Origin of the sequence: Pseudescherichia sp., from assembly GCF_031998825.1 — a bacterium.
GTDB lineage: Bacteria > Pseudomonadota > Gammaproteobacteria > Enterobacterales > Enterobacteriaceae > Pseudescherichia.
Window position 1 is genome coordinate 1 of record NZ_DAMACX010000053.1, and the last position, 23,282, is coordinate 23,282.

18 protein-coding genes are annotated in these 23,282 nt (G+C 54.2%); 8 read left to right on the top strand and 10 right to left on the bottom strand.

Annotated features, from left to right (window positions below):
* From RTP97_RS18240 to aqpZ, 6 genes are all read right to left on the bottom strand, one after another.
* A partial coding sequence (locus RTP97_RS18240) for an OB-fold nucleic acid binding domain-containing protein (protein ID WP_312416158.1) occupies positions 1-481 on the bottom strand: 481 nt, incomplete at its 3' end.
* 17 nt (positions 482-498) lie between these two features.
* Positions 499-1,968 carry an oligopeptide:H+ symporter gene (locus RTP97_RS18245; protein ID WP_312416161.1) on the bottom strand — a complete coding sequence of 490 codons (1,470 nt, stop codon included), beginning with the start codon at positions 1,966-1,968 and terminating at the stop codon, positions 499-501.
* 87 nt (positions 1,969-2,055) lie between these two features.
* Positions 2,056-4,197, bottom strand: a complete 2,142-nt coding sequence (gene cadA / locus RTP97_RS18250; protein WP_312416164.1) for a lysine decarboxylase CadA — start codon at positions 4,195-4,197, stop codon at positions 2,056-2,058.
* A 78-nt stretch (positions 4,198-4,275) separates the two neighbouring features.
* Positions 4,276-5,613, bottom strand: coding sequence for a cadaverine/lysine antiporter (cadB, locus tag RTP97_RS18255; RefSeq protein ID WP_312416167.1), 1,338 nt, complete (start codon positions 5,611-5,613; stop codon positions 4,276-4,278).
* A 336-nt stretch (positions 5,614-5,949) separates the two neighbouring features.
* Positions 5,950-7,443 carry a lysine decarboxylation/transport transcriptional activator CadC gene (cadC, locus tag RTP97_RS18260; RefSeq protein ID WP_312416169.1) on the bottom strand — a complete coding sequence of 498 codons (1,494 nt, stop codon included), beginning with the start codon at positions 7,441-7,443 and terminating at the stop codon, positions 5,950-5,952.
* Positions 7,444-7,666: 223 nt separating this feature from the next.
* On the bottom strand, positions 7,667-8,395 hold the full coding sequence (aqpZ, locus tag RTP97_RS18265) for an aquaporin Z (RefSeq protein ID WP_312416171.1): 729 nt from the start codon (positions 8,393-8,395) through the stop codon (positions 7,667-7,669).
* 554 nt (positions 8,396-8,949) lie between these two features.
* On the opposite strand from aqpZ, the gene RTP97_RS18270 reads away from it, so the two are divergent.
* Both RTP97_RS18270 and ypdK read left to right on the top strand, forming a co-directional pair.
* The gene (locus tag RTP97_RS18270; protein WP_312416173.1) at positions 8,950-9,360 is read left to right on the top strand and encodes a hypothetical protein; all 411 of its coding nucleotides are present in this window, start codon (positions 8,950-8,952) and stop codon (positions 9,358-9,360) included.
* Positions 9,361-9,772: 412 nt separating this feature from the next.
* Positions 9,773-9,844: a membrane protein YpdK gene (gene ypdK, locus RTP97_RS18275; RefSeq protein ID WP_099458783.1), complete on the top strand. Its 72-nt coding sequence runs from the start codon at positions 9,773-9,775 to the stop codon at positions 9,842-9,844.
* 64 nt (positions 9,845-9,908) lie between these two features.
* On the opposite strand, the gene alaC is transcribed toward ypdK, so the two are convergent.
* Positions 9,909-11,147: an alanine transaminase gene (gene alaC / locus RTP97_RS18280; RefSeq protein WP_312416175.1), complete on the bottom strand. Its 1,239-nt coding sequence runs from the start codon at positions 11,145-11,147 to the stop codon at positions 9,909-9,911.
* 391 nt (positions 11,148-11,538) lie between these two features.
* Here alaC and RTP97_RS18285 point away from each other — a divergent pair, with 391 nt between their 5' ends.
* Both RTP97_RS18285 and RTP97_RS18290 read left to right on the top strand, forming a co-directional pair.
* A complete protein-coding gene (locus tag RTP97_RS18285; protein ID WP_312416177.1) occupies positions 11,539-13,236 on the top strand; it encodes a sensor histidine kinase in 1,698 nt (565 codons plus the stop codon).
* 14 nt (positions 13,237-13,250) lie between these two features.
* Positions 13,251-13,982: a LytTR family DNA-binding domain-containing protein gene (locus RTP97_RS18290; protein WP_312416180.1), complete on the top strand. Its 732-nt coding sequence runs from the start codon at positions 13,251-13,253 to the stop codon at positions 13,980-13,982.
* Here the strand turns inward: RTP97_RS18290 and glk are convergent, their stop codons facing one another.
* Complete coding sequence (glk, locus tag RTP97_RS18295; RefSeq protein WP_312416183.1) at positions 13,983-14,948, bottom strand: glucokinase; 966 nt, start codon at positions 14,946-14,948, stop codon at positions 13,983-13,985.
* 204 nt (positions 14,949-15,152) lie between these two features.
* Here glk and RTP97_RS18300 point away from each other — a divergent pair, with 204 nt between their 5' ends.
* From RTP97_RS18300 to RTP97_RS18310, 3 genes are all read left to right on the top strand, one after another.
* A complete protein-coding gene (locus tag RTP97_RS18300; RefSeq protein WP_312416185.1) occupies positions 15,153-16,388 on the top strand; it encodes an ion channel protein in 1,236 nt (411 codons plus the stop codon).
* 71 nt (positions 16,389-16,459) lie between these two features.
* Positions 16,460-17,458 carry an L-glyceraldehyde 3-phosphate reductase gene (mgrA, locus tag RTP97_RS18305; protein WP_312416188.1) on the top strand — a complete coding sequence of 333 codons (999 nt, stop codon included), beginning with the start codon at positions 16,460-16,462 and terminating at the stop codon, positions 17,456-17,458.
* Positions 17,459-17,579: 121 nt separating this feature from the next.
* Positions 17,580-17,921: a DUF2502 domain-containing protein gene (locus tag RTP97_RS18310; protein WP_312416190.1), complete on the top strand. Its 342-nt coding sequence runs from the start codon at positions 17,580-17,582 to the stop codon at positions 17,919-17,921.
* Positions 17,922-18,004: 83 nt separating this feature from the next.
* On the opposite strand, the gene RTP97_RS18315 is transcribed toward RTP97_RS18310, so the two are convergent.
* Positions 18,005-19,243, bottom strand: a complete 1,239-nt coding sequence (locus RTP97_RS18315) for an Nramp family divalent metal transporter (protein WP_312416191.1) — start codon at positions 19,241-19,243, stop codon at positions 18,005-18,007.
* A gap of 342 nt (positions 19,244-19,585) precedes the next feature.
* On the opposite strand from RTP97_RS18315, the gene RTP97_RS18320 reads away from it, so the two are divergent.
* On the top strand, positions 19,586-20,773 hold the full coding sequence (locus RTP97_RS18320) for a NupC/NupG family nucleoside CNT transporter (protein WP_312416192.1): 1,188 nt from the start codon (positions 19,586-19,588) through the stop codon (positions 20,771-20,773).
* Positions 20,774-20,823: 50 nt separating this feature from the next.
* Here RTP97_RS18320 and RTP97_RS18325 read toward each other — a convergent pair whose 3' ends face one another.
* Entirely contained in the window at positions 20,824-23,007 is a 2,184-nt protein-coding gene (locus RTP97_RS18325) for an EAL domain-containing protein (RefSeq protein WP_312416193.1), read from the bottom strand.
* Positions 23,008-23,282 lie beyond the last annotated feature (275 nt).

The window sequence follows — 23,282 nt, forward strand, 5'->3', positions numbered from 1 at the left end:
GCAGGCCGTGGAACTTGTCCGGCAGCGGGCGCAGGGCTTTGGTCAGCAGGCGCAGTTCGGTGCAGTGAATGGAGAGCTCGCCGGTTTTGGTTTTGAACAGCTTCCCTTTCGCGCCGAGGATATCGCCCAGATCCCACTTCTTGAACTGTTCGTTGTAGATGCCTTCTGGCAGGTCATCGCGGGAGACATACAGCTGAATGCGGCCGCCAACGTCCTGCAAAGTAACGAAAGACGCTTTGCCCATGATACGGCGGGTCATCATCCGGCCGGCGACGCTCACTTCCACGTTCAGCGCTTCCAGCTCATCGTTCTCTTTCACGTCAAACTCGGCGTGCAGCGTATCGGAGGTGCGATCGCGGCGGAAGTCGTTCGGGAAGGCAACGCCCTGCTCGCGCAGCTGCGCCAGCTTCTCACGGCGGGTTTTTAGTTCACTGTTAAGATCGGATGCCTCGTCGGCATCGTGCACCAGTTGTTCGGACATGCTGTCTCCTTATAGAGTTAATCACGACTGGGTTGCTGTATGCAGGGGGCCGGAGACATGAGCGTTAACCTCGCAGCAGCAAGCAGCGCTACAATCAGCGCTACACAGCCGAAGGTCCACAGTCCCATCTGCGAAAAAAAGTGTTGGTAAGCAGCGAGCGCGGCGGTACTGGACTGTGGCTCGGTGGTTTGCTGGGCCACTACGCCCGCCAGCCAGTTAGCAACCGCGCCGGTTGCCAGCATATAGATACCGGTCAGTACTCCGGCCATGCCGGGCATGTTGAAGCGGGTAATTTGCGCCATTGCGACCGGGTCAATAAACAGCTCGGCAAAGCCCATTAACGCCAGACCGGCAATCATCAGGCCCATCGAGGCATGGCCGTCCTGCTGGCCACCGTGGGCATTCAGTGCCAGCAGCATAAAACCGCCCGCCATCAGCAACAGACCAAACGCAAACTTCAGCCACACGCGCAGTGCAGAGTGGACGCCGCCTCGGGGAGCTACCAGCCACGCCAGCACGACGCCCGCAGCCATCACCGCAACGGCATTGACCGACTGGAACAGCGCGGTCGGGATCTCTGAATGCAAAATGTGGCGGTTAACAAAGCGATCGATAAACAGGCTGATGGAGCTGCCGCCCTGCTGCGCCAGCACCCAGAACAGCGTGCCGGTCATCATTAGCAGGATGATTTGCCACAGCGCACGGCGATGCTCTGGAAACTTCACCATGATGCGCGCCACAATCCGGGCGGCGATGGCGCAGACGATCGCCAGCAGGTAGCCAGCCCAGTTATTTTTCAGCAGCAGAGAGAAGAAGAACGGGGCAACGCACAGAAGCAGCACCATCCATGCCCAGGCGGGCAGCATAAAGGTCGCCGCACAGAGGGCCGGTTTGTTCACGCTGCGGACATGGCGAAAATGGCGATGACCGCCTAAAAAGATGACCAGACCGATAAACATACCGATGCCCGCCAACGCGAAACCCGCATGCCAGCCATACCAGTGCGCCACCAGCCCGCAGGCTACCGGCGCGGCTATCGAGCCGACGTTTCCGGCGGCGTAGAGCAGCGCAAACCCACCGTCCCGGCGTGTATCCTCTGGCGTATACATTTCACCCAGCAGGCAGCTTACGTTAGATTTAAACAGGCCATAGCCGCAGATAATAATGGCCAGCGCAAGATAGAGGCTTTTTGTGGAGTCAGCACCCAGGCCCAGCACGACGTGCCCAAGGGTCATTAACAGTGCGCCAAAAATAACCGCCGCGCGATTGCCAAGCAGGCGGTCGGCAAGCCAGCCGCCGAGAATAGGAGTAATATAAACTAACGAAGCGTAAGCGCTGAACAGGCTGATAGCATGCCTGTCACTAAAGCCGAGCTGATGGGTAAGATAGAGGATAAGTAAGGCACGCATGCCGTAAAAGCTGAAATACTCCCAGATTTGGATCGCGACGATGTAGTAAATCGCACGCGGCTGTGAGGGTGTTTTCATAGGGTCTCCCTGAGCTGTGGAATTTGCCGGGTGGCGCTACGCTTACCCGGCCTACGATCCCGCAGGCCAGGCAGGCTCCTTCATTATTTATTTATCGTTTTTCAGCACCTTAACGGTGTAACGGCCATCCTTCTGCCGATAGGCACCGTGAATATCGGTTTCGAAGCCCGGGTAGTGCGCGCCGATTTCACACAGCATCTGCAGGAACTCCAGCACCGGACGGCTCTCTTCGGTGATCATCTCTCCCGGCATCACCAGCGGAACGCCCGGCGGGTACGGCAGGATCATGTTGGCATTGACCCGACCAACCATCTCTTCGAGGTAGACCTCCTCAGTCTGGCCGTGCAGCTCTTTCTGGAACGCCGCAAACGGGGTCATGACCATAGACGGCAGCACTTCAAAGGCGCGGAACATCAGATCCGGGAGATTGTGCTTCTCAACCAGCTTATGAATGTTGTTTGCCAGCTCCTGGACGCGCATGTTTTCATAGAATTCAGGATCCTCGCGATACAGCGACGGCAGCAGATTTTTCACCCGCAGGTTCAGATCGAAGCCGCGTTTGAAATCGGTCAGGGCGCGCAGCAGGCTCAATGCTTTGGTCTTATCGATGCCGATGCTGAACAGGAACAGCAGGTTATAAGGCCCGGTTTTTTCTACTACGATACCGCGCTCGTCCAGGTACTTCGCCACGATGCTGGCCGGGATCCCGAACTCATCCATCGCGCCGTCTTTTGTCATCCCCGGCGTCAGAATAGTGACCTTGATCGGGTCGAGGTACATGTGCTCGTTATCGATGTTTTTGAAACCATGCCAGGCACTGTCAGAGCGCAGCGGCCAGCACTCAGGTTGGTCAATATGTTCCGGCTGCCAGACATCAAAGAACCAACCCTCAGACTCCCCTTTCAGGCGCTTGATCTCTTTCCGGAACTTGATGGCGCGCTGGATAGAGCCGTCGATCAGGCGCTTCCCGGCATTGCCTTTCATCATCGCCGCGGCGGTTTCGGTAGAGGCCACAATGCCGTAGTGCGGCGAGGTGGTGGTGTGCATCATGAACGCTTCGTTAAAGGTCTCTTCGTTAACGTCACCTTTCACGTGGATCATCGACGCCTGGGAGAAGGCCGCCAGCAGCTTGTGCGTGGACTGGGTTTCATAGATCACCTTCCCTTCTACACGGCCGCCGCTCATACCGCATTTGCCGGCATAGATTGGCGAGAAGTTGGTGTAGGGAACCCAGGCAGAATCAAAGTGGATTGACTTCACATCGAGGGTTTTCTTGATGTAGTCCGTGTTGTAGAGCAGACCGTCGTATGTCGAGTTGGTGATCACCGCGTGCACCGGCCAGCTGGCGTTGCGGGTCTCTTTGACGCGCTTAGCGATAGTGGCATGCTGGAATTCGCTCTGCGGGATCCCGCCGAGAATACCGTAGGCGTTGCGGGTAGGACGGAAATAGATAGGCGTTATGTCGCTCATCATCATCAGATGGGTCAGCGACTTGTGGCAGTTACGGTCAATCAGCACGGTGCTGCCCGCTGGCGCGGAGTACATGCCAACGATTTTATTAGCGGTCGAAGTACCGTTGGTCACCATATAGCTGCGCTCGGCATTAAATACGCGCGCGATATACTCTTCCGCTTCTTTATGCGGGCCGCTGTGATCCAGCAGGGAACCCAGCTCGGAGACTGAAATTGAGACATCGGACTTCATGGTATTTGGCCCGAAGAAGTCATAAAAGAGGCTGCCGACCGGGCTTTTCTGGAAAGCCGTTCCACCCATGTGGCCCGGGGTACAGAAGGTGTATTTACCTTCACGAACATATTTGAACAGCGCTTTCGTCAACGGCGGCAGGATGGCGTCGATGTACTCATCGGTGTTCTGCTTGATTTTATGGGCGATGTCTTCAGCGGCACCCAACGCATACTCGAAGAAGCGTACCTGCATGCGCAGATCGTTGAGGCTGACATCGAGAGTGGAATAGGTATTGGCGAACGCGTACAGCGGCATATACTCGTTCATCTTGCTGATCTCTTCGCACAATTCGAGATTGTATTTATCCCAGTCGAAGATGACGCCGCACAGGCGAGCATTGTTTTCAATAAGCTTCAGCAGATCGTCGCGGTCGTTAGGGTAAACAACGCGAAAGTCGAGGCGTTCGAGAGCACGATGTAGTTCACGGATGGGCTCCTCTTTGAAGTAAACGCCCATGTGATTCATGATAGCAATAACGTTCATAATCTAATCTCCGGGTAGAGCAAGCCCCTCCCGCCGTAGGTTACAGGTGAAGGAAGGGCTACAGGAAAGGGTTAAGGTTTACAGCGCGCTTGCGGTCTCTCTTTCGGCAGCGGCGTTGTTAAGCTGGCGCTGGTGCATTTTGCGACCGTAGAACATCAGGATGATCAGGCTGACGATGAAGGTGCCTGCCAGTTCAAAGGAGCTGGCACCCATCAGAGCGATGAAGCAGAATCCACAGCCCAGCACGGAGCAGATCAGGCTGATAAGGTTGCGGGTATTAATGCCCTCGAAGCGGATCAGATCCACACAGGAGTAGAAGTAAGGCAGCATGGTCAGCAGTACCGCGATGCCGGTCAGCTCCCCGAACAGGTCAGATGCTTTGCCACCGGCAGAGTTCATCATGGTGATCAGCACCATCAGGGCGGTCATTTTCACTGCAGCCAGCAGCAGCCCTTTTTTCGGAATGCCGTTGCTGTCTACTTCGCCATACACTTTCGGGAAGTTGTTATCGTTAGCGGCGCGCACACCGGCCTGGCCGACAAGCATCATCCAGGAGCCCAGCGAGGTCAGGCAGGCAAAAGCGGTAAATCCGGATACGATTGGCGCAGCCCAGCCGCCAAGGATAGTGGAAGCACTAACGGCGAACGGCGCACCGGAGGAAGCCATCTCAGCAGCAGGATACATACCGGCGATAACCTGAGTCGCGGCGATATAGACAATCCCGGCCAGCGCCGTTCCCAGCATGGTCGCCAGCGGGACGGTGCGTTTCGGGTCCTTCACCATACCGGTACTGACCGCGGCGGATTCAACGCCCACGAAGGCCCACAGGCAGAGCAGGATACTTTTGATCACCGCGTGGCTGTCGGTGGTGGTAGAGGTATTCCAGTTTGCCTGGTAGGTCGCCATATCAAACCAGTGCCAGCCGACAACCGCCGTCATGACGACTGGAACAAGCACCAGCACCAGGCTGATAGTGGTCAGGCGGCTGACCCAGGTCCCGCCGAGCATATTAACAAAAGTAAAGAGCCAGACGATGGCAATACAGGCGATGCCAGCAGGAACAGGGTTGTTTAATACCGGGAAAAACGTTGAGAGATAAGAGACGGCGGTAATACCAATAGCCAGGTTTCCAATCCAGTTTGCGTGATAATAGAGAACGCCGGTCTGAAAACCAAAGGCGGGAGATATCTCGCCGGCATAAGCGATAGGTCCACCCTGCTGCGGGTTTTTAGTTGCCAGCCGCGCATAAACATAGGCCAGTGACATGGCACCGATAATAGAGATGACCCAGCCCCAGATAGAAATAGCCCCAATGCTAGCGAGGTTCGCAGGCAATAATGCAATACCGCTCCCCATCATATTTCCGGCAACAACACCGGTGCAGGCAAACAGCCCGATCTTTTTGGCAGTACTCATGTTTCGTAATCTCCTGAGAGTTATTTGGAGGTGCGGATCATGAGTTAAAGCATGTTATTGACCCGACCAACTGCCAGCGAGATTACGCATTTGGAAAAGCAAAGTCCTAAAGATAAAGTGAAATAAAAACAAACTGCAAAAAATTGAGACCCTGACCTTTTAGGGTTACATCTCAGGATAACCTCCAAAGGTCAGGAAAAGATAAACACACAGCAGTTACAAATAGTTAGATGCGAAGGAGCACATCATTTAAAGTTTCAACCTAAATACAAGCAATCATTTAAATAACAAAATAAATCATTATTTAAACATTAATTTAACTTTATGATATGTTATTTATTCTTTTGCAAGAAAATTATCGAGGTAAGGAACGACGCGCGTCACCGATGTTTGAAATACGCTGTTTTCTATCCAGTAGAGCGTGTTATCGCCAGGGCGTAAATTAAAGGCGGTAATATAGGCATCTGCCGCCAGGCGATTCTGCCCTTTCATTTCATACACCTTACCCAGCAGCACATAGCTCATCCATGTCATCTCCAGGTCGATAGATTTATTAACATTTTTATAGGCTTCATCAACGTTGCCTTTACTCAGCATATCGACAGTTTCAATTTGATAGAGAATAGCCATCTCTTTCATGCCTGGGGTATCACTTAGATGCCTTATCTCGCTATTAAGTGCCGCTAGCTGCTTATCATTTAAAGGCTGCTGGGAGTGGCGTAAGACATCGACCAGCGCTTTTTCCGCCCTCGCATAGATAAACTCAGGAGAGTGTTTCAATACCTCCTCTAAACGTTCACTGGCTTTACTCAACGAGTCGACATCACCATTCATTAATAGCTGATGAGCCTGGTAAAAGGCCACAAGTGACGTGCTCTGGGCAGGTTGATACTGGGTTAACATCGTCTGTAAACGTGCTGGCCACGGCTGGGTCAGCGCGTCCGACAGGCTGTTCATGAGATCGTTCTGAATGGATAGCTGATTATCACTGGTAACGAAATAACGTTTATCAAGCATGGTTGAACCATCTGCGTTATCCACCAGCTTAATCGACATAAAGCACTGCTGGGCACGGTAGTGCCGCTGATTAACAAACTCAATGGTCAGCGTTTTACCGGAGCTGCTGGGCTCATTAATGTTGTAGTTAGTTTTGTCGTGCACCATAAAGGTTGAGAAGGTGTTGAGTGTAGTCGTGATCAGGCTGCCCAGCCCTACTGCATAGGCGTGCTGCGTACTGCGGTTGGTACAGCCGCTGCCATCGACTAAATGGATATCAATATCGCGCGGGTTCAGCAGCAGGCGTGTTTTGGTTATCGGTGGACGGGAATCAAGGGTCGCCAGCGCAACCAGCGCCACGCATGAGCCCAGCGCCAACAGAAATAGCCCCCAGACAATAAAAGCGTTAAGCCGACTGCGTAGCGTAACGCTTTCAGGCGGTGGCTCAGCGGTTGCTTCAGGCAGCGTATCTGGCGCAGACGACGGCGTAGCGCCCTCCTCCTGCTCTTCAGTGTGCCATATTACCGGCACCGTGAGCTTATAGCCCCGTTTGGGTACCGTAACAATATATTCCGGCGCGTTAGGATCGCCATCTTTTAACGACTTACGCAGCTCGGAGATACTCTGGGTAACGACATGGCCGGTGACGACACTGCGTGTCCAGACGTTATCAATTAATTCATCACGGGTTAGTACCTGTCCAGGGTGGCGAGCAAAAAACACCAGCAGGTCGATTAAGCGCGGCTCAAGGGTAAGCTGACGTCCTTGCCGGCTGATTTGGTTAACAGAGGGTGTAACCAGCCATTCACCTACATACACAACGGGCTGTTGCATTTAAAAATGCCCCAAAGCGAAAAGAGAAATGAGGGGCAAGATTATACCACGGATTTATTCACTCTTGACGGTGGCAGATTCCAGTGGAAATGAGTTATGCGGCGCTGCTCGTGATATTTTATTTCAGATTCATCTCTATTCAGCGAAAAGGCATCGCCCTTTTTCATGATATAGAGGGGTACCCCACACCGCCTCGCACGGCGGCATGGAGGGTTTATTACCGTTACTCTTTCGCTGTCTGCGCCTGCTTCGGCAGGGAGACGGTGTCGCTAAGCAGAACTCGATAGATCACTCCGCCTATCAGGCCACCGACGAGCGGCATTACCCAGAATACCCATAGCTGTTGCAGCGCCCATGTTCCCTGAAAGATCGCGACGGCAGTGCTGCGTGCCGGGTTAACAGAGGTGTTGGTTACGGGAATACTGATAAGGTGAATAAGCGTCAGCGCCAGGCCAATCGCCAGCGGAGCGAACCCGACTGACGCATATCTGTCCGTTGCGCCAAGAATGACTAACAGGAAAAAAGCCGTCAGTACAACTTCAGCTATTGCACAGGCGGTAAAAGAGAAGCCCCCCGGCGAGTGTTCGCCAAAGCCGTTGGAGGCAAAGCCGCCTAGCGTCGCATCATAGCCGGTTTTACCACTGGCGATGAGGTAGAGCACCGCGGCCCCAGCAATACCGCCAACGATCTGGGCCACAATGTAGGGAATGACGTGGCGAGCAGGAGTACGCCCAGCAATCCACAGTCCCAGCGTCACCGCCGGGTTAAAGTGGGCGCCTGAGATATGGCCAACCGCGTAGGCCATTGTCAGAACGGTCAGGCCAAACGCCAACGCCACGCCAACAAACCCTATCCCTAACTCTGGAAACGCCGCTGCCAGCACGGCGCTGCCGCAACCGCCTAACACTAGCCAGAATGTACCAAAAAACTCAGCAGATAAGATCCTGAACATGAAAGACCTCCACCACAGAACGTTAAATAAATTCCTGCGCGCGCAGGCATGACGAGTGATATTCAAAGACAAAATCGGTTGTTAATAGCCGCATAGCAAAAAAACATCGTGCGGAAATACAATTTCCGGAAAAGTATGGTTCCCAAACGGCACCATCAATTTTAAAAAATGTAATAAAGCGTAATCAGTTAACGTAACGGGTTTGCCAACGCCATCAGCAATAGGATCCGCTGGGTTAGATAAGGTATATTTATAGTATTTAAAATCAATTGATTATGCCTTATGCATTCACCGCACTAATATTAAAGTATTATTTACGCATTAATGGAAAAAAGTCATCAAAAGACACAAATAGTCTTATACCCCATGCATATTTTCACTCGGTTACCGTTAGCAAAACAATTCTGCGTGGCTGGACGCATATCAAATACGTATTCTGTTATCGGCCAGGGCGAGAGAAAGTAGTCTATTCCTGCCCGGCCTTTTATTATGGCAGAGAGCGGCGACAGGCTCGGCTCGCTGGTCTGCTTTCATCGTGCTTTTTGGATAAAAATATGAACAAAATTTTGCGTTCCGCTTTACTGGTTTCCGCGCTGGCGCTCTCTTCAGGCGCGGCTTTTGCAGCAAATGTCTCTACGGCACCGGCCCCGTCCCAGGATCCCATCGTGCAGCATCTGAAACTGAGCCAGGATCAGGTAACGAAAATCCAGCAGCTGCACCAGCAGCTTAAGACCAATATTGACCATATCAAAGTCACCGGCGCGAAAGAGGGTGCGATCATCGATATGATCCGCTCAGGTAAGTGGAGTGATAACACGGTAAAAACGCAGCTTACCGCGTTCAGCAATGCCGAACAGCAGGCACGCTATTACAAGGTGAAGTATTACTTCGATCTTAACCAGATCCTGACCCCGGCACAGCGTCAGCAGGTGCAGGACGATCTGACTAAAGCTGCGATGGAGTAATGCTTTCGCCCGCCCTTCCCCGGCGGGCGTTTTACTCTGTTAATCACGACTTAAAAAGCGATCTAACGCACACTTTTTCGCCAAATACTCCTTATGAATCAAGCGCAAAAATGCACTCTGCCGGAGCGTTAATCGCGTCGCTGAAAGACAAATGATTACGTGAAGAAATAAAAGTGTCGCCGTTCCACGACACACCTAAGTGACTAAAAGTATTTGGAAAAAACCCACTTGCACCCTGTAAAAATTAAGCGTACATTAGCGCCGTCTGGCGTCAGGTACGCCCGAAATTCTGGGGTGATGCTGCCATCCTAAGCGAGAAAATTCTCAATTTGGCTTTGGTACAGTTTCAGCTCTCTATAATCAGTCCTGATGTTCATTAATGCGTACCCTGACGTATGCGGAGTGATGAAACGTGAAATATTTTTTTATGGGCATTTCAGTGATGGTCATCGTTTGGGCCGGCACGTTCGCCCTGATGATCTGAGCAGCTATCACGCATAAAAAAACAGGAGCCATTTGGCTCCTGTTTCTATTCTGTCGGCGCGTTTCTACTCTCTCTCTTCCACAGACGCTTTGGCCGTAACGGGAAGCAGACCATCGGCGCGGAACATTGCTTTAATTCCGCGCACCGCCTGACGAATACGGTCCCGGTTCTCAATCAGTGCAAAACGTACGTGTGTATCGCCATATTCACCAAATCCAACCCCTGGCGACACGCAAACTTTAGCGTCGTTGAGTAGCTTCTTAGCAAACTCCAGCGAACCCATTTCTGCGTAGGCATCCGGGATCTTTGCCCAGACGTACATCGAGGCTTTCGGCATCTCCACCATCCAGCCCGCCTCGTGCAGCCCCTTAACCAGCACGTCGCGACGACGCTTGTACTGCTCAGCAATATCGCGCACGCACTGCTGGTCGCCCTCAAGGGCAGCGATGGCCGCCACCTGTAGCGGCGTAAAGGTCCCGTAGTCGTGGTAGCTTTTGATCCGCGCCAGGGCGTTCACCAGCTCCGGGTTGCCTACCATAAAGCCAATGCGCCAGCCCGCCATGTTGTAGCTTTTTGACAGGGTGAAAAATTCTACCGCCACGTCACGTGCGCCGGGCACCTGCATGATAGACGGTGCTTTCCAGCCGTCGTAAACGATATCGGCATAGGCGAGGTCATGCACGACCAGCACGTCATAACGCTTCGCCAGCGCAACGACTTTTTCAAAGAAGTCCAGCTCTACGCACTGCGCCGTAGGGTTTGAGGGAAAGCCGAGGATCATCATTTTTGGCTTCGGATAGCTTTCGCGAATGGCCCGCTCCAGCTCGTTAAAGAAGTCAACGCCCTCAACCAGCGGCACGGAACGTACCTGCGCCCCGGCGATGACCGCGCCATAGATATGGATCGGATAGCTTGGATTGGGCACCAGCACGGTGTCACCATGATCGAGAGTCGCCAGCATCAGGTGCGCCAACCCCTCTTTTGACCCAATGGTCACGATGGCTTCGCTTTCCGGATCGATCTCAACCTGGTAGCGCTCCTGGTACCAGCGGGAGATAGCCCTGCGCAGGCGTGGAATACCGCGTGACGTTGAGTAACCGTGGGTATCCGGGCGCTGCGCCACGGTGCAGAGCTTTTCAACAATGTGCGGCGGGGTCGCGCCGTCGGGGTTGCCCATGCTGAAGTCAATAATGTCTTCGCCGCGCCGACGCGCAGCCATCTTCAGCTCAGCAGTAATGTTGAAAACGTAAGGGGGGAGACGATCGATACGCGAAAAGCGGCGTTCAGGACTGAATTCAGCCATAGATTCCTCGGATAACGTGAGCGCCCGGACCGTCCGAGCGACGTTGCCACCTGTCGTAGTGGCATAGCATTGAAAATAGCCTGAAAAATTTCCCGCTGTCGAGAGAAAAAGTAAAAATTGTTTGGCGCAGAAAAAGCGGAACCCCTGACTGGCTAATGGTGAGCGCTGGCGTTAGTTTATACATTAAATATAAAAATATTTAACATTATGATATCAAAGAAATTACCCCAGGGTTACTCTGTTTATCACGGTCTATTGCCTGGAGTGCGCCCGCCGCACAATCCCCTTTTGTGTGAAAGGTTTTTCCCCGTTTCTCATCAGGGAAGTTAACTGGTCTTCTGTCGCTAATTTTTTTATCATCACTTTTTCACGTCATTCACAAGAGCTACCCGTGCACGAAATTTTTACTATGCTGCTGGCGGTTTTCGATCGCGCGGCGTTAATGCTTATTTGCCTCTTCTTTCTTATCCGCATCCGCCTGTTCCGCGAGCTGCTGCACAAAACGGCCCACTCGCCAAAAGAGCTGCTGGGCGTTACCGCTATCTTTTCGCTGTTTGCCCTGTTTAGCACCTGGTCAGGCGTACAGGTAGAAGGCTCGCTGGTTAACGTACGTATTATTGCAGTTATGTCAGGGGGGATCCTGTTCGGCCCCTGGGTCGGCATTATCACCGGCGTGATTGCCGGTACCCACCGCTACCTGATCGATATCGGTGGCGTGACCGCTGTCCCCTGCTTTATTACCAGCATTATCGCGGGCATTCTCTCCGGTTGGATCAACATTAAGATCCCGAAAGCGCAGCGCTGGCGCGTCGGGATTATTGCGGGCATGCTGTGCGAAACCCTGACGATGATCCTTGTGGTGCTCTGGGCGCCGACCACCGAGCTGGGGCTGGATATCGTCTCGAAGATCGGCGTGCCGATGATTTTAGGCACGGTGTGCATCGGCTTTATCGTCCTGCTGGTGCAGAGCGTTGAGGGAGAGAAGGAGGCCAGCGCAGCGCGCCAGGCGAAGCTGGCGCTTGATATCGCGAATAAAACGCTGCCCCTGTTCCGCCACGTCAACAGCGAGTCGCTGCGCCAGGTGTGCGATATTATCCGTCGCGATATTCACGCCGATGCAGTCGCCATTACCAATAGCGATCACGTCCTTGCCTACGTTGGCGTTGGGGAAAAAAACTACCGCGATAGCGATGACATTATCAGCCCGACCACCCGCCAGGCGATCGATAACGGCCAAATCGTGATTAAAAACAATGATGAGGCACACCGCACCCCGGAGATCCACTCCATGCTGGTGATCCCTCTCTGGGAGAAAGGGGTTGTCACCGGCACGCTGAAGATCTACTACTGTCACGCTCACCAGATCACCTCTTCACTGCAGGAGATGGCGGTTGGCCTGTCGCAGATCATCTCCACCCAGCTGGAGGTCTCACGCGCCGAGCAGCTGCGGGAGATGGCCAATAAAGCAGAGCTGCGGGCGCTACAGAGCAAGATTAACCCCCACTTCCTGTTTAACGCCCTGAACGCCATCTCGTCGTCGATTCGTATGAATCCGGATACCGCCCGGCAGCTGATCATCAACCTGTCGCGCTATCTGCGCTATAACATCGAGCTTAATGACGATGAGCAGATCGATATTAAAAAAGAGCTGTACCAAATTAAAGATTACATCGCCATTGAGCAGGCGCGGTTCGGCGACAAGCTAACGGTGATTTATGATATTGATGAAGAGGTCACCTGCGTGATCCCCAGCCTCCTGATCCAGCCGCTGGTGGAAAACGCCATCGTTCACGGGATCCAGTCCTGCAAAGGCAAAGGTGTGGTGACGATTAGCGTCGAGGAGTGCGGTAACCGGGTGCGTATTGCCGTGCGCGATACCGGCAACGGCATCGATCCAAAAGTGATTGAGCGCGTTGAAGCCAATGAAATGCCCGGGAATAAAATCGGCCTGCTGAACGTCCATCATCGCGTGAAGCTGCTCTACGGCGAAGGGCTACACATTCGCCGCCTCGAGCCGGGTACGGAGATTGCCTTTTACGTACCGCATCAACGCACGCCGGTTCCCGGACCGGTTACGCTGCTGCGTTAAACAGGAGAGCCAGATTGAAAGTTATCATCGTTGAAGATGAGATCCTCGCCCAGCAGGAGCTTAGCTGGCTTATCAAAGCGCACAGCCAGATGGAGATTGTGGCGACCTTTGATGACGGGCTGGACGTACTGAAGTATCTTCAGCATAACAAGGTGGATGCCCTGTTTCTCGATATCAATATTCCATCGCTGGACGGGGTCCTGCTGGCGCAGAACATCAGCCAGTTTGCGCATAAGCCCTTTATTGTGTTTATTACCGCGTGGAAAGAGCATGCGGTTGAGGCGTTTGAGCTGGAGGCGTTTGACTACATTCTGAAGCCCTACCAGGAGTCACGCATCATCACCATGCTGCAAAAGCTTGAGGTAGCCTGGCAGCAGCAGTCCGGCACCGGCAACAGTACGGTAGCAACCCGCGAGAACGACACCATCAACCTCATTAAAGACGAGCGCATTATCGTGACCAGCATTCACGATATCTACTACGCTGAAGCTCATGAGAAGATGACCTTTGTCTACACCCGGCGCGAATCCTACGTGATGCCGATGAACATCACCGAGTTTTGCAGCAAGCTGCCGACGGCACACTTTTTCCGCTGCCACCGCTCCTACTGCGTTAACCTGAACAAGATCCGTGAAATCGAACCCTGGTTTAACAACACCTATATTCTGCGGCTGCGGGATCTCGATTTTCAGGTTCCCGTCAGCCGCAGCAAGGTCAAAGAGTTCAGGCAGCTAATGCACCTGTGATCAGAGAACGTAGCCCAGGGTCTGCCGCATATGCGCGCCTGCGCCCAGCAGGCCTGGGTTGTCATGCACGATCAGGTAGACCGGAATGTCCTGCACGTAGGCTTTAAAGCGCCCTTTATCCTCAAAGCCGCCGCGGAAGCCGGAGGCTTTAAAGAAGTCGAGGAAGCGCGGCACGATCCCGCCCGCGATATAGACCCCGCCGAAGGTGCCCAGCGTCAGCGCCAGGTTACCGCCAAAGCGGCCCATCACCACGCAGAACAGCGACAGCGCCCGGCGGCAGTCGGTGCAGCTGTCCGCCAGCGCACGCTCGGTCACGTCTTTCGGCTGCAGGTTTTCTGGCAGGCGGCCATCGGATTTTACAATCGCCCGGTAGAGATTGACCAACCCTGGGCCTGAGAGCACGCGCTCGGCAGAGACATGCCCAACCTCGGCACGCAGCTCCTCAAGAATGATGGCCTCCTCTTCGCTGTTTGGTGCGAAGTCAACGTGACCCCCCTCACCCGGCAGGCTTACCCAGCGCTTATCAACATGCACCAGGTGCGCGACGCCAAGGCCGGTTCCCGCGCCGTAGACGGCAATTGGTTTACCTTCGACCGGCTCCCCACCGCCAAACTGGGTCAGATGCTCTCTGTCCAGCATCGGGATCGCCATCGACACGGCGGTAAAGTCGTTAATGATCTCCAGATGAGCAAAGCCAAGGTTCTGCTTCATCTCGGCAATAGAAAAGGCCCAGGTGTGGTTAGTCATGGCGACCCAGTCACCGGTAATCGGGCAGGCGATGGCAATGGAGCCATCTTCAACACTGACGTTGTGTTCAGCAAGATAGACGCGAACCACGGCTTCAAGACTGGGATAGTCCAGCCCGGAATAGGTCTTAGCCTGGGAAATTTCGCCGCTGGCGACATCACATAGCGCTAAACGCGCGTTGGTGCCGCCTACGTCTCCTACTAAAGCATACTTTGTCATTCTTTTACGGCTCCGCTAAAGTCAGAATAAATCTTTGGCACACTGTAAATTCAAGGCGCTGTAACAACAACGACCATAGCACGAGTGCTGAGGGATTATAGAGCTTCATCACAGAATAACTTTACTCTTTCCGCATCATTTGTGTCGACGCCGCCAGGCGAGCCGTGCAATGGTGCACCTAAGTGAAAGCAGAAGGAAATCATCATGCTCCATCCGCGAGCCAGAACCATGCTGTTGCTGTCGCTCCCTGCGCTGATTATTGGCGTAGCGTCGAGCGTTGTACTGGTGGTGGTGATGAAAGTCGCCTCCATGCTGCAGTCTATTCTCTGGTCCACTCTGCCAGCAAAGCTCGGTGTCACTCTGGGGTCGCCCTTCTGGACGCTGCTGATGCTGACCCTGACCGGCGTGGCCGTCGGGCTGGTGCTGCGCTACAGCACCGGCCACGGCGGGCCGGACCCGGCGACCGAGCCGCTGATTGGTGCGCCGGTAGCCATCTCTACCCTCCCCGGCCTGCTCTGCGCGCTGATTATTGGCCTGGCGGGGGGCGTAAGCCTCGGGCCTGAGCACCCGATTATGGTGGTTAATATTGCCCTGGCGGTTGCCGTAGGTGCCCGCCTCTTTCCCCGGGTGACCGCTCTGGACTGGACGGTACTGGCCTCTGCCGGAACCATCGGCGCGCTCTTTGGTACGCCGGTTGCCGCAGCGCTCATCTTCTCCCAGACCCTGGGGGGTAATAGCGACGTCCCGCTGTGGGATCGCCTCTTTGCCCCGCTGATGTCCGCCGCCGCGGGCGCGCTGACCACCAGCCTCTTTTTCCATCCGCACTTCTCGCTGCCGATTGCTCACTACGGGCAGATGCAGCTGGTGGATATCTTCAGCGGTGCGGTAGTGGCTGCCATCGCCATTGCGCTGGGGATGATTGCGGTGTGGTGCCTCCCGCGCCTGCACCAGCTGATGCACCGGCTACGTCATCCCGTGCTGATCCTCGGCATCGGCGGCTTTCTCCTCGGCATTCTGGGCATTATCGGCGGCCATATCACCCTGTTTAAGGGGCTAAGCGAGATGCAGCAGCTGGCGTTCAGCCAGACCTTTACCGTCAGCGACTACCTGCTGTTTGCGCTGGTGAAGCTTGCCGCGCTGGTGGTTGCTGCCGCCAGCGGCTTTCGCGGCGGACGTATCTTCCCGGCGGTGTTCGTCGCCGTGGCCCTGGGGCTGATGCTGCATGAGCACGTCGAGGCTGTACCGGCCGCCATTACCGTGTCGTGCGCCATTCTCGGCCTGGTACTGGTAGTGACTCGGGACGGCTGGCTGAGCCTGTTTATGGCGGCGGCGGTCGTGCCGGACACCACCCTGCTGCCGCTGCTATGCATCGTGATGCTCCCGGCGTGGCTGCTGCTGGCGGGCAAACCGCTGATGATTGCGCCACGTCGCAAAGATTAACCCCCGCACGGGTTTTATTGGCCCGGCCGTTGTAATGTTGCTGTTTTTAACGAATGAGAGAGGATAAGGGCATGGTTTATCAGGCTAATCCTGAACGCTATCAGGGAATGGAGTATCGCCGCTGCGGCGAGAGCGGCATCAGGCTACCGGCAATATCGCTGGGGCTGTGGCACAACTTTGGCGACGCGACGCTGGTTGAGACCAGCCGCCAGCTGCTACGTCACGCCTTCGACCTGGGCATTACCCACTTTGATCTTGCCAATAACTACGGCCCGCCTCCTGGCTCTGCCGAAAGCAACTTTGGCCGTATCCTGCGGGAAGACTTTTTGCCCTACCGCGACGAGCTGATTATCTCAAGCAAGGCCGGGTATACCATGTGGGACGGTCCCTACGGCGACTGGGGCTCCCGCAAGTATCTTATTGCCAGCCTCGATCAGAGCCTCCGCCGTATGGGCCTTGAGTATGTCGATATCTTCTATCACCACCGCCCCGATCCGCATACGCCGCTGCAAGAGACTATGCGCGCGCTGGACCATATCGTGCGCCAGGGAAAAGCGCTCTACGTTGGGCTGTCTAACTACCCGGCAGATCTGGCCCGCGAGGCTATCGCTATTCTTGATGATTTGGGCACGCCCTGCCTGATTCACCAGCCGAAATATTCGATGTTTGAGCGTTGGGTAGAGGATGGGCTGCTGGATCTGCTGGCAGAGAGAGGCGTCGGCAGTATTGCTTTCTCGCCGCTGGCGGGCGGGCAGCTCACGGACCGCTACCTGAACGGCATTCCGGCCGATTCCCGGGCCGCAAGCGGCAGCCGCTTCCTCAACCCGGATCAGCTTACTGATGAGAAGCTAGAGAAGGTACGCAAGCTTAACGCCCTGGCGCAGGCACGCGGACAGAAGCTCTCCCAGATGGCGCTGGCGTGGGTGCTGCGTGGGGACAGAGTCACTTCGGTGCTGATTGGCGCGAGTAAAATTGCCCAGCTGGACGATGCCGCTGGTATGCTGGCTAACCGTCACTTTACCGACAAAGAGTGTGCCGCCATCGATGCGATTCTGAACGACGCGGATTAACTGCTTTTTAACAAAAAGTGCTGCTCTTCGCGAATTAGGAGTTAAGCCAATGCTACGAGACTTTACGTCTCGTAATATTTGCTTACAGGCCCTTCTGGCCCGCTCGTGGAGGAAATTCAATATGTTCAGGTCACTTATTCTGGCAGCACTGTTAATGGCTACTACAGCTCCGCTGGTTGCCCACGCCGGTGAGATCACGCTGCTGCCATCCATAAAATTACAGATTGGCGACCGGGACGATCGGGGCCACTACTGGGATGGCCGAGGCTGGCGAGACCGTGACTACTGGAACCGTCACTACCAGTGGCGTGATAATCGCTGGCGTCCACACGACCGCGGTCACCATCGCGGCTGGGATAATCGTAAGGCTTATGAGCGCGGCTACCGCGAAGGCTGGCACGATCGCAACGACCGTCGTGGCCCAGGACGCGGTCATGGCCACGGACATGGCCATCACCATTGATCTTGCCCGGCGGCGCTGCGCTTGCGCGGGCCTACTCTCCGTAGGCCTGATAAGCGCAGCGCCATCAGGCGTTAAAAACAAAATTACAACCCCAGCGCCGTACCAATCAGCAACCACAGGTTAAGTCCTACCACCAGCCCCACAATGACCCATCCGAGACGTTTTACCAGCCGGGTATTCACCAGCTCTCCCATCAGCTTGCCATTGCTGGTAAAGATCAGCAGCGGCACCAGCGCCAATGCAATACCGAAGCTGAGCAGCACCTGACTCATCACCAGAATACGGGTCGGATCCAGCCCCATCAGGATCACAATAAACGACGGCAGCATGGTGATAGACCGACGCAGCCACAGCGGAATGCTGAAGCGGACAAACCCCTGCATGACCACCTGCCCGGCCAGCGTGCCCACCACTGTAGATGATAGCCCTGCCGCCACCAGGCTTAAACCAAAGATGGTGGCTGCCGCATGGCTCAACAGCGGTTCAAGGGTAAGATAGGCCTGATCGAGGTCGGCAATCCCGGTATGACCGCTAAAGTGAAACGCGGCGGCGGCGGTGGCCATCATGGCCAGGTTAACGAAGCCGGCGATGGTCATCGCAATAGCCACGTCCCACTTGGTCGCCGAGTAGCGCTCCTTGCGCGATCCGTCGTGCAGGTTTTGGGTCAGAGAGGAGTGCAGATAGATGACGTGCGGCATAATGGTCGCACCCAGCACGCCCGCAGCGAGAAATACCGCTTCAGTGGTTGGCAGGCTTGGGATCAGCATCCCTTTCCCCAGATCCGCCAGCTTAGGCTGGGAGAAGATCAGCTCAACAACGTATGCCACTGCGACAAAGAGCAGCAGCCCGCCGATTACCTTCTCCAGCGGTTTATCGCCGCGACGCTGAAGCATCAGGATCAGGAAGGTGGCGATACCGGTCAGCACCGCCCCCTGCAGCAGTGAAACGCCGAGAATGAGCTTAAAGCCAATCGCCGCTCCGATAAATTCCGCCAGGTCGGTGGCCATGGCGATGATCTCTGCCTGCACCCAGTAGAACCAGACCACCGGACGCGGATAGTGATCGCGGATCTGCTCGGCAAGGTTTTTACCCGTAGCAATCCCCAGCTTGGCGGAGAGCACCTGGATCAGCATCGCCATCAGGTTCGCCCACACCACCACCCACAGTAGCTTGTAGCCGAAGCTGGCCCCGGCCTGAATATTGGTAGCAAAGTTACCGGGATCGATATAGCCGATAGCCGCCACAAAGGCAGGTCCCATCAATGCGAACCGAAGCTTCCGCGCTGTACGCCCGCTACTACTCTCAACGCTGCTATCGTTCATTTTTGCCTCTAATATAGCCTTTGCTATGTTTCATGCTAGCAAAATGCGAATGATTATCAAGTTCGTTTAGGTGGATTTCTTTGATAGATAAAACCGATTACCGGAGTGAACGTCAGGAAAAGAGCAATGATGCGTAGGTGGGTGACCCCATTTGTTACAGTCTAGCAGCGTAAATAGGTTTTACACTTCTTTTATTAACATAACAGAATTGTATCTTTGATCACTATTTTTGAGTCTCGTCACAGGACATTACGATAGTGTGTATTTGATCTCGTTTTATTTACTCTTGTTACATAGAATGTGCACGAAAACTAAATCTGCCTCATGTTTGGAGCAAAAAGTATGTCCCGCGTTCTTCACTTTGTTTTGGCGCTTGCCGTTGTGGCGCTGCTTGCCTTGCTGGTCAGCAGCGATCGCAAGAAAATTCGTCTTCGTTTCGTTGTTCAACTTTTGGTCATTGAAGTTCTGCTCGCCTGGTTCTTCCTGAACTCTGACGTTGGTCAAGGCTTCGTGCGTGGCTTCTCCGAGATGTTTGAAAAACTGCTCGGCTTTGCTAACGAAGGGACAAACTTCGTCTTTGGCAAAATGAACGATGAAGGCCTGGCATTCTTCTTCCTGAAGGTACTGTGCCCTATCGTCTTTATCTCTGCGCTGATCGGTATTCTGCAGCACATTCGCGTGCTGCCGATCGTCATCCGCGCTATCGGTACCGTACTGTCTAAAGTTAACGGCATGGGCAAACTGGAGTCCTTCAACGCGGTAAGCTCGCTGATTCTGGGGCAGTCAGAAAACTTTATCGCCTATAAAGACATCCTCGGTAAGATGTCCCGCAACCGCATGTACACCATGGCGGCCACGGCGATGTCTACCGTCTCCATGTCAATCGTTGGCGCCTACATGACCATGCTGGATCCGAAGTACGTCGTTGCGGCGCTGGTTCTCAACATGTTCAGCACCTTTATCGTCCTGTCGCTGATCAACCCCTACCGCGTGGATGAGAGCGAAGAGAATCTGCAGATGGCCAATCTGCACGAAGGCCAGAGCTTCTTTGAGATGCTGGGTGAGTATATCCTGGCAGGCTTCAAAGTGGCGATTATCGTTGCCGCTATGCTGATCGGCTTTATCGCCCTCATCTCCGGCCTGAACGCCCTGTTCGCCGCCGTGCTGGGCATCTCCTTCCAGGGTATCCTGGGCTACATCTTCTACCCGGTTGCATGGGTCATGGGCGTGCCGGCTGGCGAAGCGTTACAGGTCGGCAGTATCATGGCGACCAAACTGGTCTCTAACGAATTCGTTGCCATGATGGACCTACAGAAAATCGCCGGTACCCTCTCCCCGCGCGCGGAAGGGATCCTCTCCGTGTTCCTCGTCTCTTTTGCTAACTTCTCCTCTATCGGCATTATCGCAGGTGCCATCAAAGGCTTGAACGAAGAGCAAGGTAACGTGGTATCACGCTTCGGCCTGAAGCTGGTCTACGGCTCTACGCTGGTGAGCGTGCTCTCAGCCTCTATCGCGGCGCTCGTGCTGTAACCAGACACCGCACACGAACAAAACCGGGGCATGCCCCGGTTTTTTTATATCTAGTCCGCCAGCTTCTCGGGTTTACCCAACAGATATCCCTGCAGATAGTCTACCCCCAGCGACAGCAGCAGATCGCGCTGCTCCTCGGTCTCCACATACTCCGCCACCACCGTCAGGGATTTGGCTTTTGCCATAAAGCAGATTGATTTGACGATCATCGCGTCCAGAGAGTCGGTAAGAATATCCTTCACGAAGCAGCCGTCAATCTTCACGATGTCAGCATGCAGGCGCTTGAGGCGCTCAAAGTTAGCGTAGCCGGTGCCAAAGTCATCGATCGCAATCTTGAAACCGTAGTTTTGCAGGCGCTGAATGTTGTGCATGCTGGTTTCCGAATTGGAGAAGGCCTGCTCTTCGGTTATCTCAATGATCACGCACTGGGGCGCAACGCCATAGCTTTTAAACAGCGCCATAATCTGCGTGGCCGACTCCTTCTGCATCAGGGTCAGCGGCATCAGGTTGACGGAGAAACGCGCCTGGGTACCGGGGACCGGATGCGCACGCAGCCAGCGCAGCAGCGTCTCCAACACCTGCATATCGAAGCGAATGCTCAGGTTAAACTGGGCGATCACCGGCAGGAAACGATCGGGCGTCAGAATCTCACCCTCAATGGAGAGACGGGTCAGCACCTCATGATACCCCACCCCATCCGCGTTTTGGATCGGCTGGGCATAGAGCAACAGTCCATCCTCCTCCAGCGCACGCTTTACGCGGTTAAGCAGCAGCACGCGGTCGGTAGTATGGCCGCACACGGTCTCGAGACTCTGGGTCAGGGCCAGCACGTGTGAGGTTGCACAGGCCTGCTCGGAGAGCCAGCTTAGCTGGCCCAGCGTCTGATGAAATACCTCCCCGCCGCCTTCGATAATCCCCCAGGATGCACCGAATTCGATATCCATTGCGGTGTGGTGCCAAAAAATTTTCCGTCCGCTAAGGTAGTCCACCATATGCTGCAGCCGCGCCGTTGGATCCGCGCCGTTGAGCAGCAGCAAGAGTTCGCTTCCTGGCAGCTGATACACCTTCTCATTTCTCATCAGCAGCGGCTGTAGCTCACGGGTGATGCTGCGCTTGCACTCCACGCGCATCATCATGCCGTAGTGGCGGCTGAGAAACTCAAGGTTACTGATGTGCAGGCAGCAGACCACCCGTTGCGTATGCTTCTCCAGCTGCTGTTCAAGGGCGCGTAAATTCGGCAGGCCGGTCAGCGGATCGGTTAACGCCTGTGCCTTCCATGCTCGCTTAAGCCACTCGCTGCGCCGGTAGATCGCGGCCATATAGAGAATACAGATGGTAAAGGAGATCAGCACCGACAGCACAAAAGCCATCGAGTATTCCGTGTAAACACCCTGCAAGAAATTTTGATTATTGGCGAGCAGCATCAGCGTGGTAACGGCCCAGCTCAGACCAATTAACGGCGGGCTTAGCTTACCGATCCCTAAGGTAAATAGAATAAAGATGACCGGTACCAGGTAGCCAGCTATATAGTCAGATTGATACGGTGAGCAGACGACCATAAGAAAGAGAGTTAATGTCAGCAGCCAGCCTAAAGTGAAATTTCTCTTTCGCCGCGACAAAAAAGGCTTGATGCTTTTTCGCCATAGCGTTCGGCCATAGCGAGGATTAACCACCATGCGCAGGGGATAATAAAACATCATTGTAAAAATCAGCGCTGCACAAATCAGGCTCTGTATATCAATGATGCTGTAAATAACCGAGGTAGTATCAAAAAACTTTGCTACCGTGGCAGGAAACGACACTTCACTTCCTGCCATATACATTGTCGCTTTAATCCCGGCCGGCGCCACAAACGCTAGCCAGACGGTACGCACCCCCATGTCCCGGTTGGGCAAGCCGTGTCGCCAGCGCTTTCCCAACTGCCAGCGTACAATGGTGCACGACAGCAGGAGAGGGAAGAAAAAGCAAAAAAGAAAAACCCCCGTTTGCAGCAGAGTTAAATCCAGAAGCCACTCATAAACCAGGGCAAAACCGATCAACAGCGGAACGACTGCCCGCCGGCCGAATAGCAGGATCATTGCCAAAGATACGCTGAGCGGTAGCCACGCCAGAAAGATTTCACTCGCATCTACCTGAGCGCGAGGAGAAATAAAACGGGAAACAGGGACAACGGCTAAACACATTATTAACGCAAGTAAAAACGCTTTTATATGATTGTATATTTTAATTTTCATTTGAGTTAATAAAATGTGCTCGTAAGGCGCGACTTTGCTGGGCAGAAATAATAGGTTTATTCACAAGGTGAATCAAGTTGGCGAACTGATAGTTAACTGACGCTTAACTTTGGTTAAGCAATTCCGGAATTATCCTGGATCGCCCTAAAATTTTACCAAACGTTCATGAAATGAAAATGACAGGCATAAAAAAACCCTCGCTAAAAGCGAGGGTCTGAATTTTGGTGGAGCTAAGCGGGATCGAACCGCTGACCTCTTGCATGCCATGCAAGCGC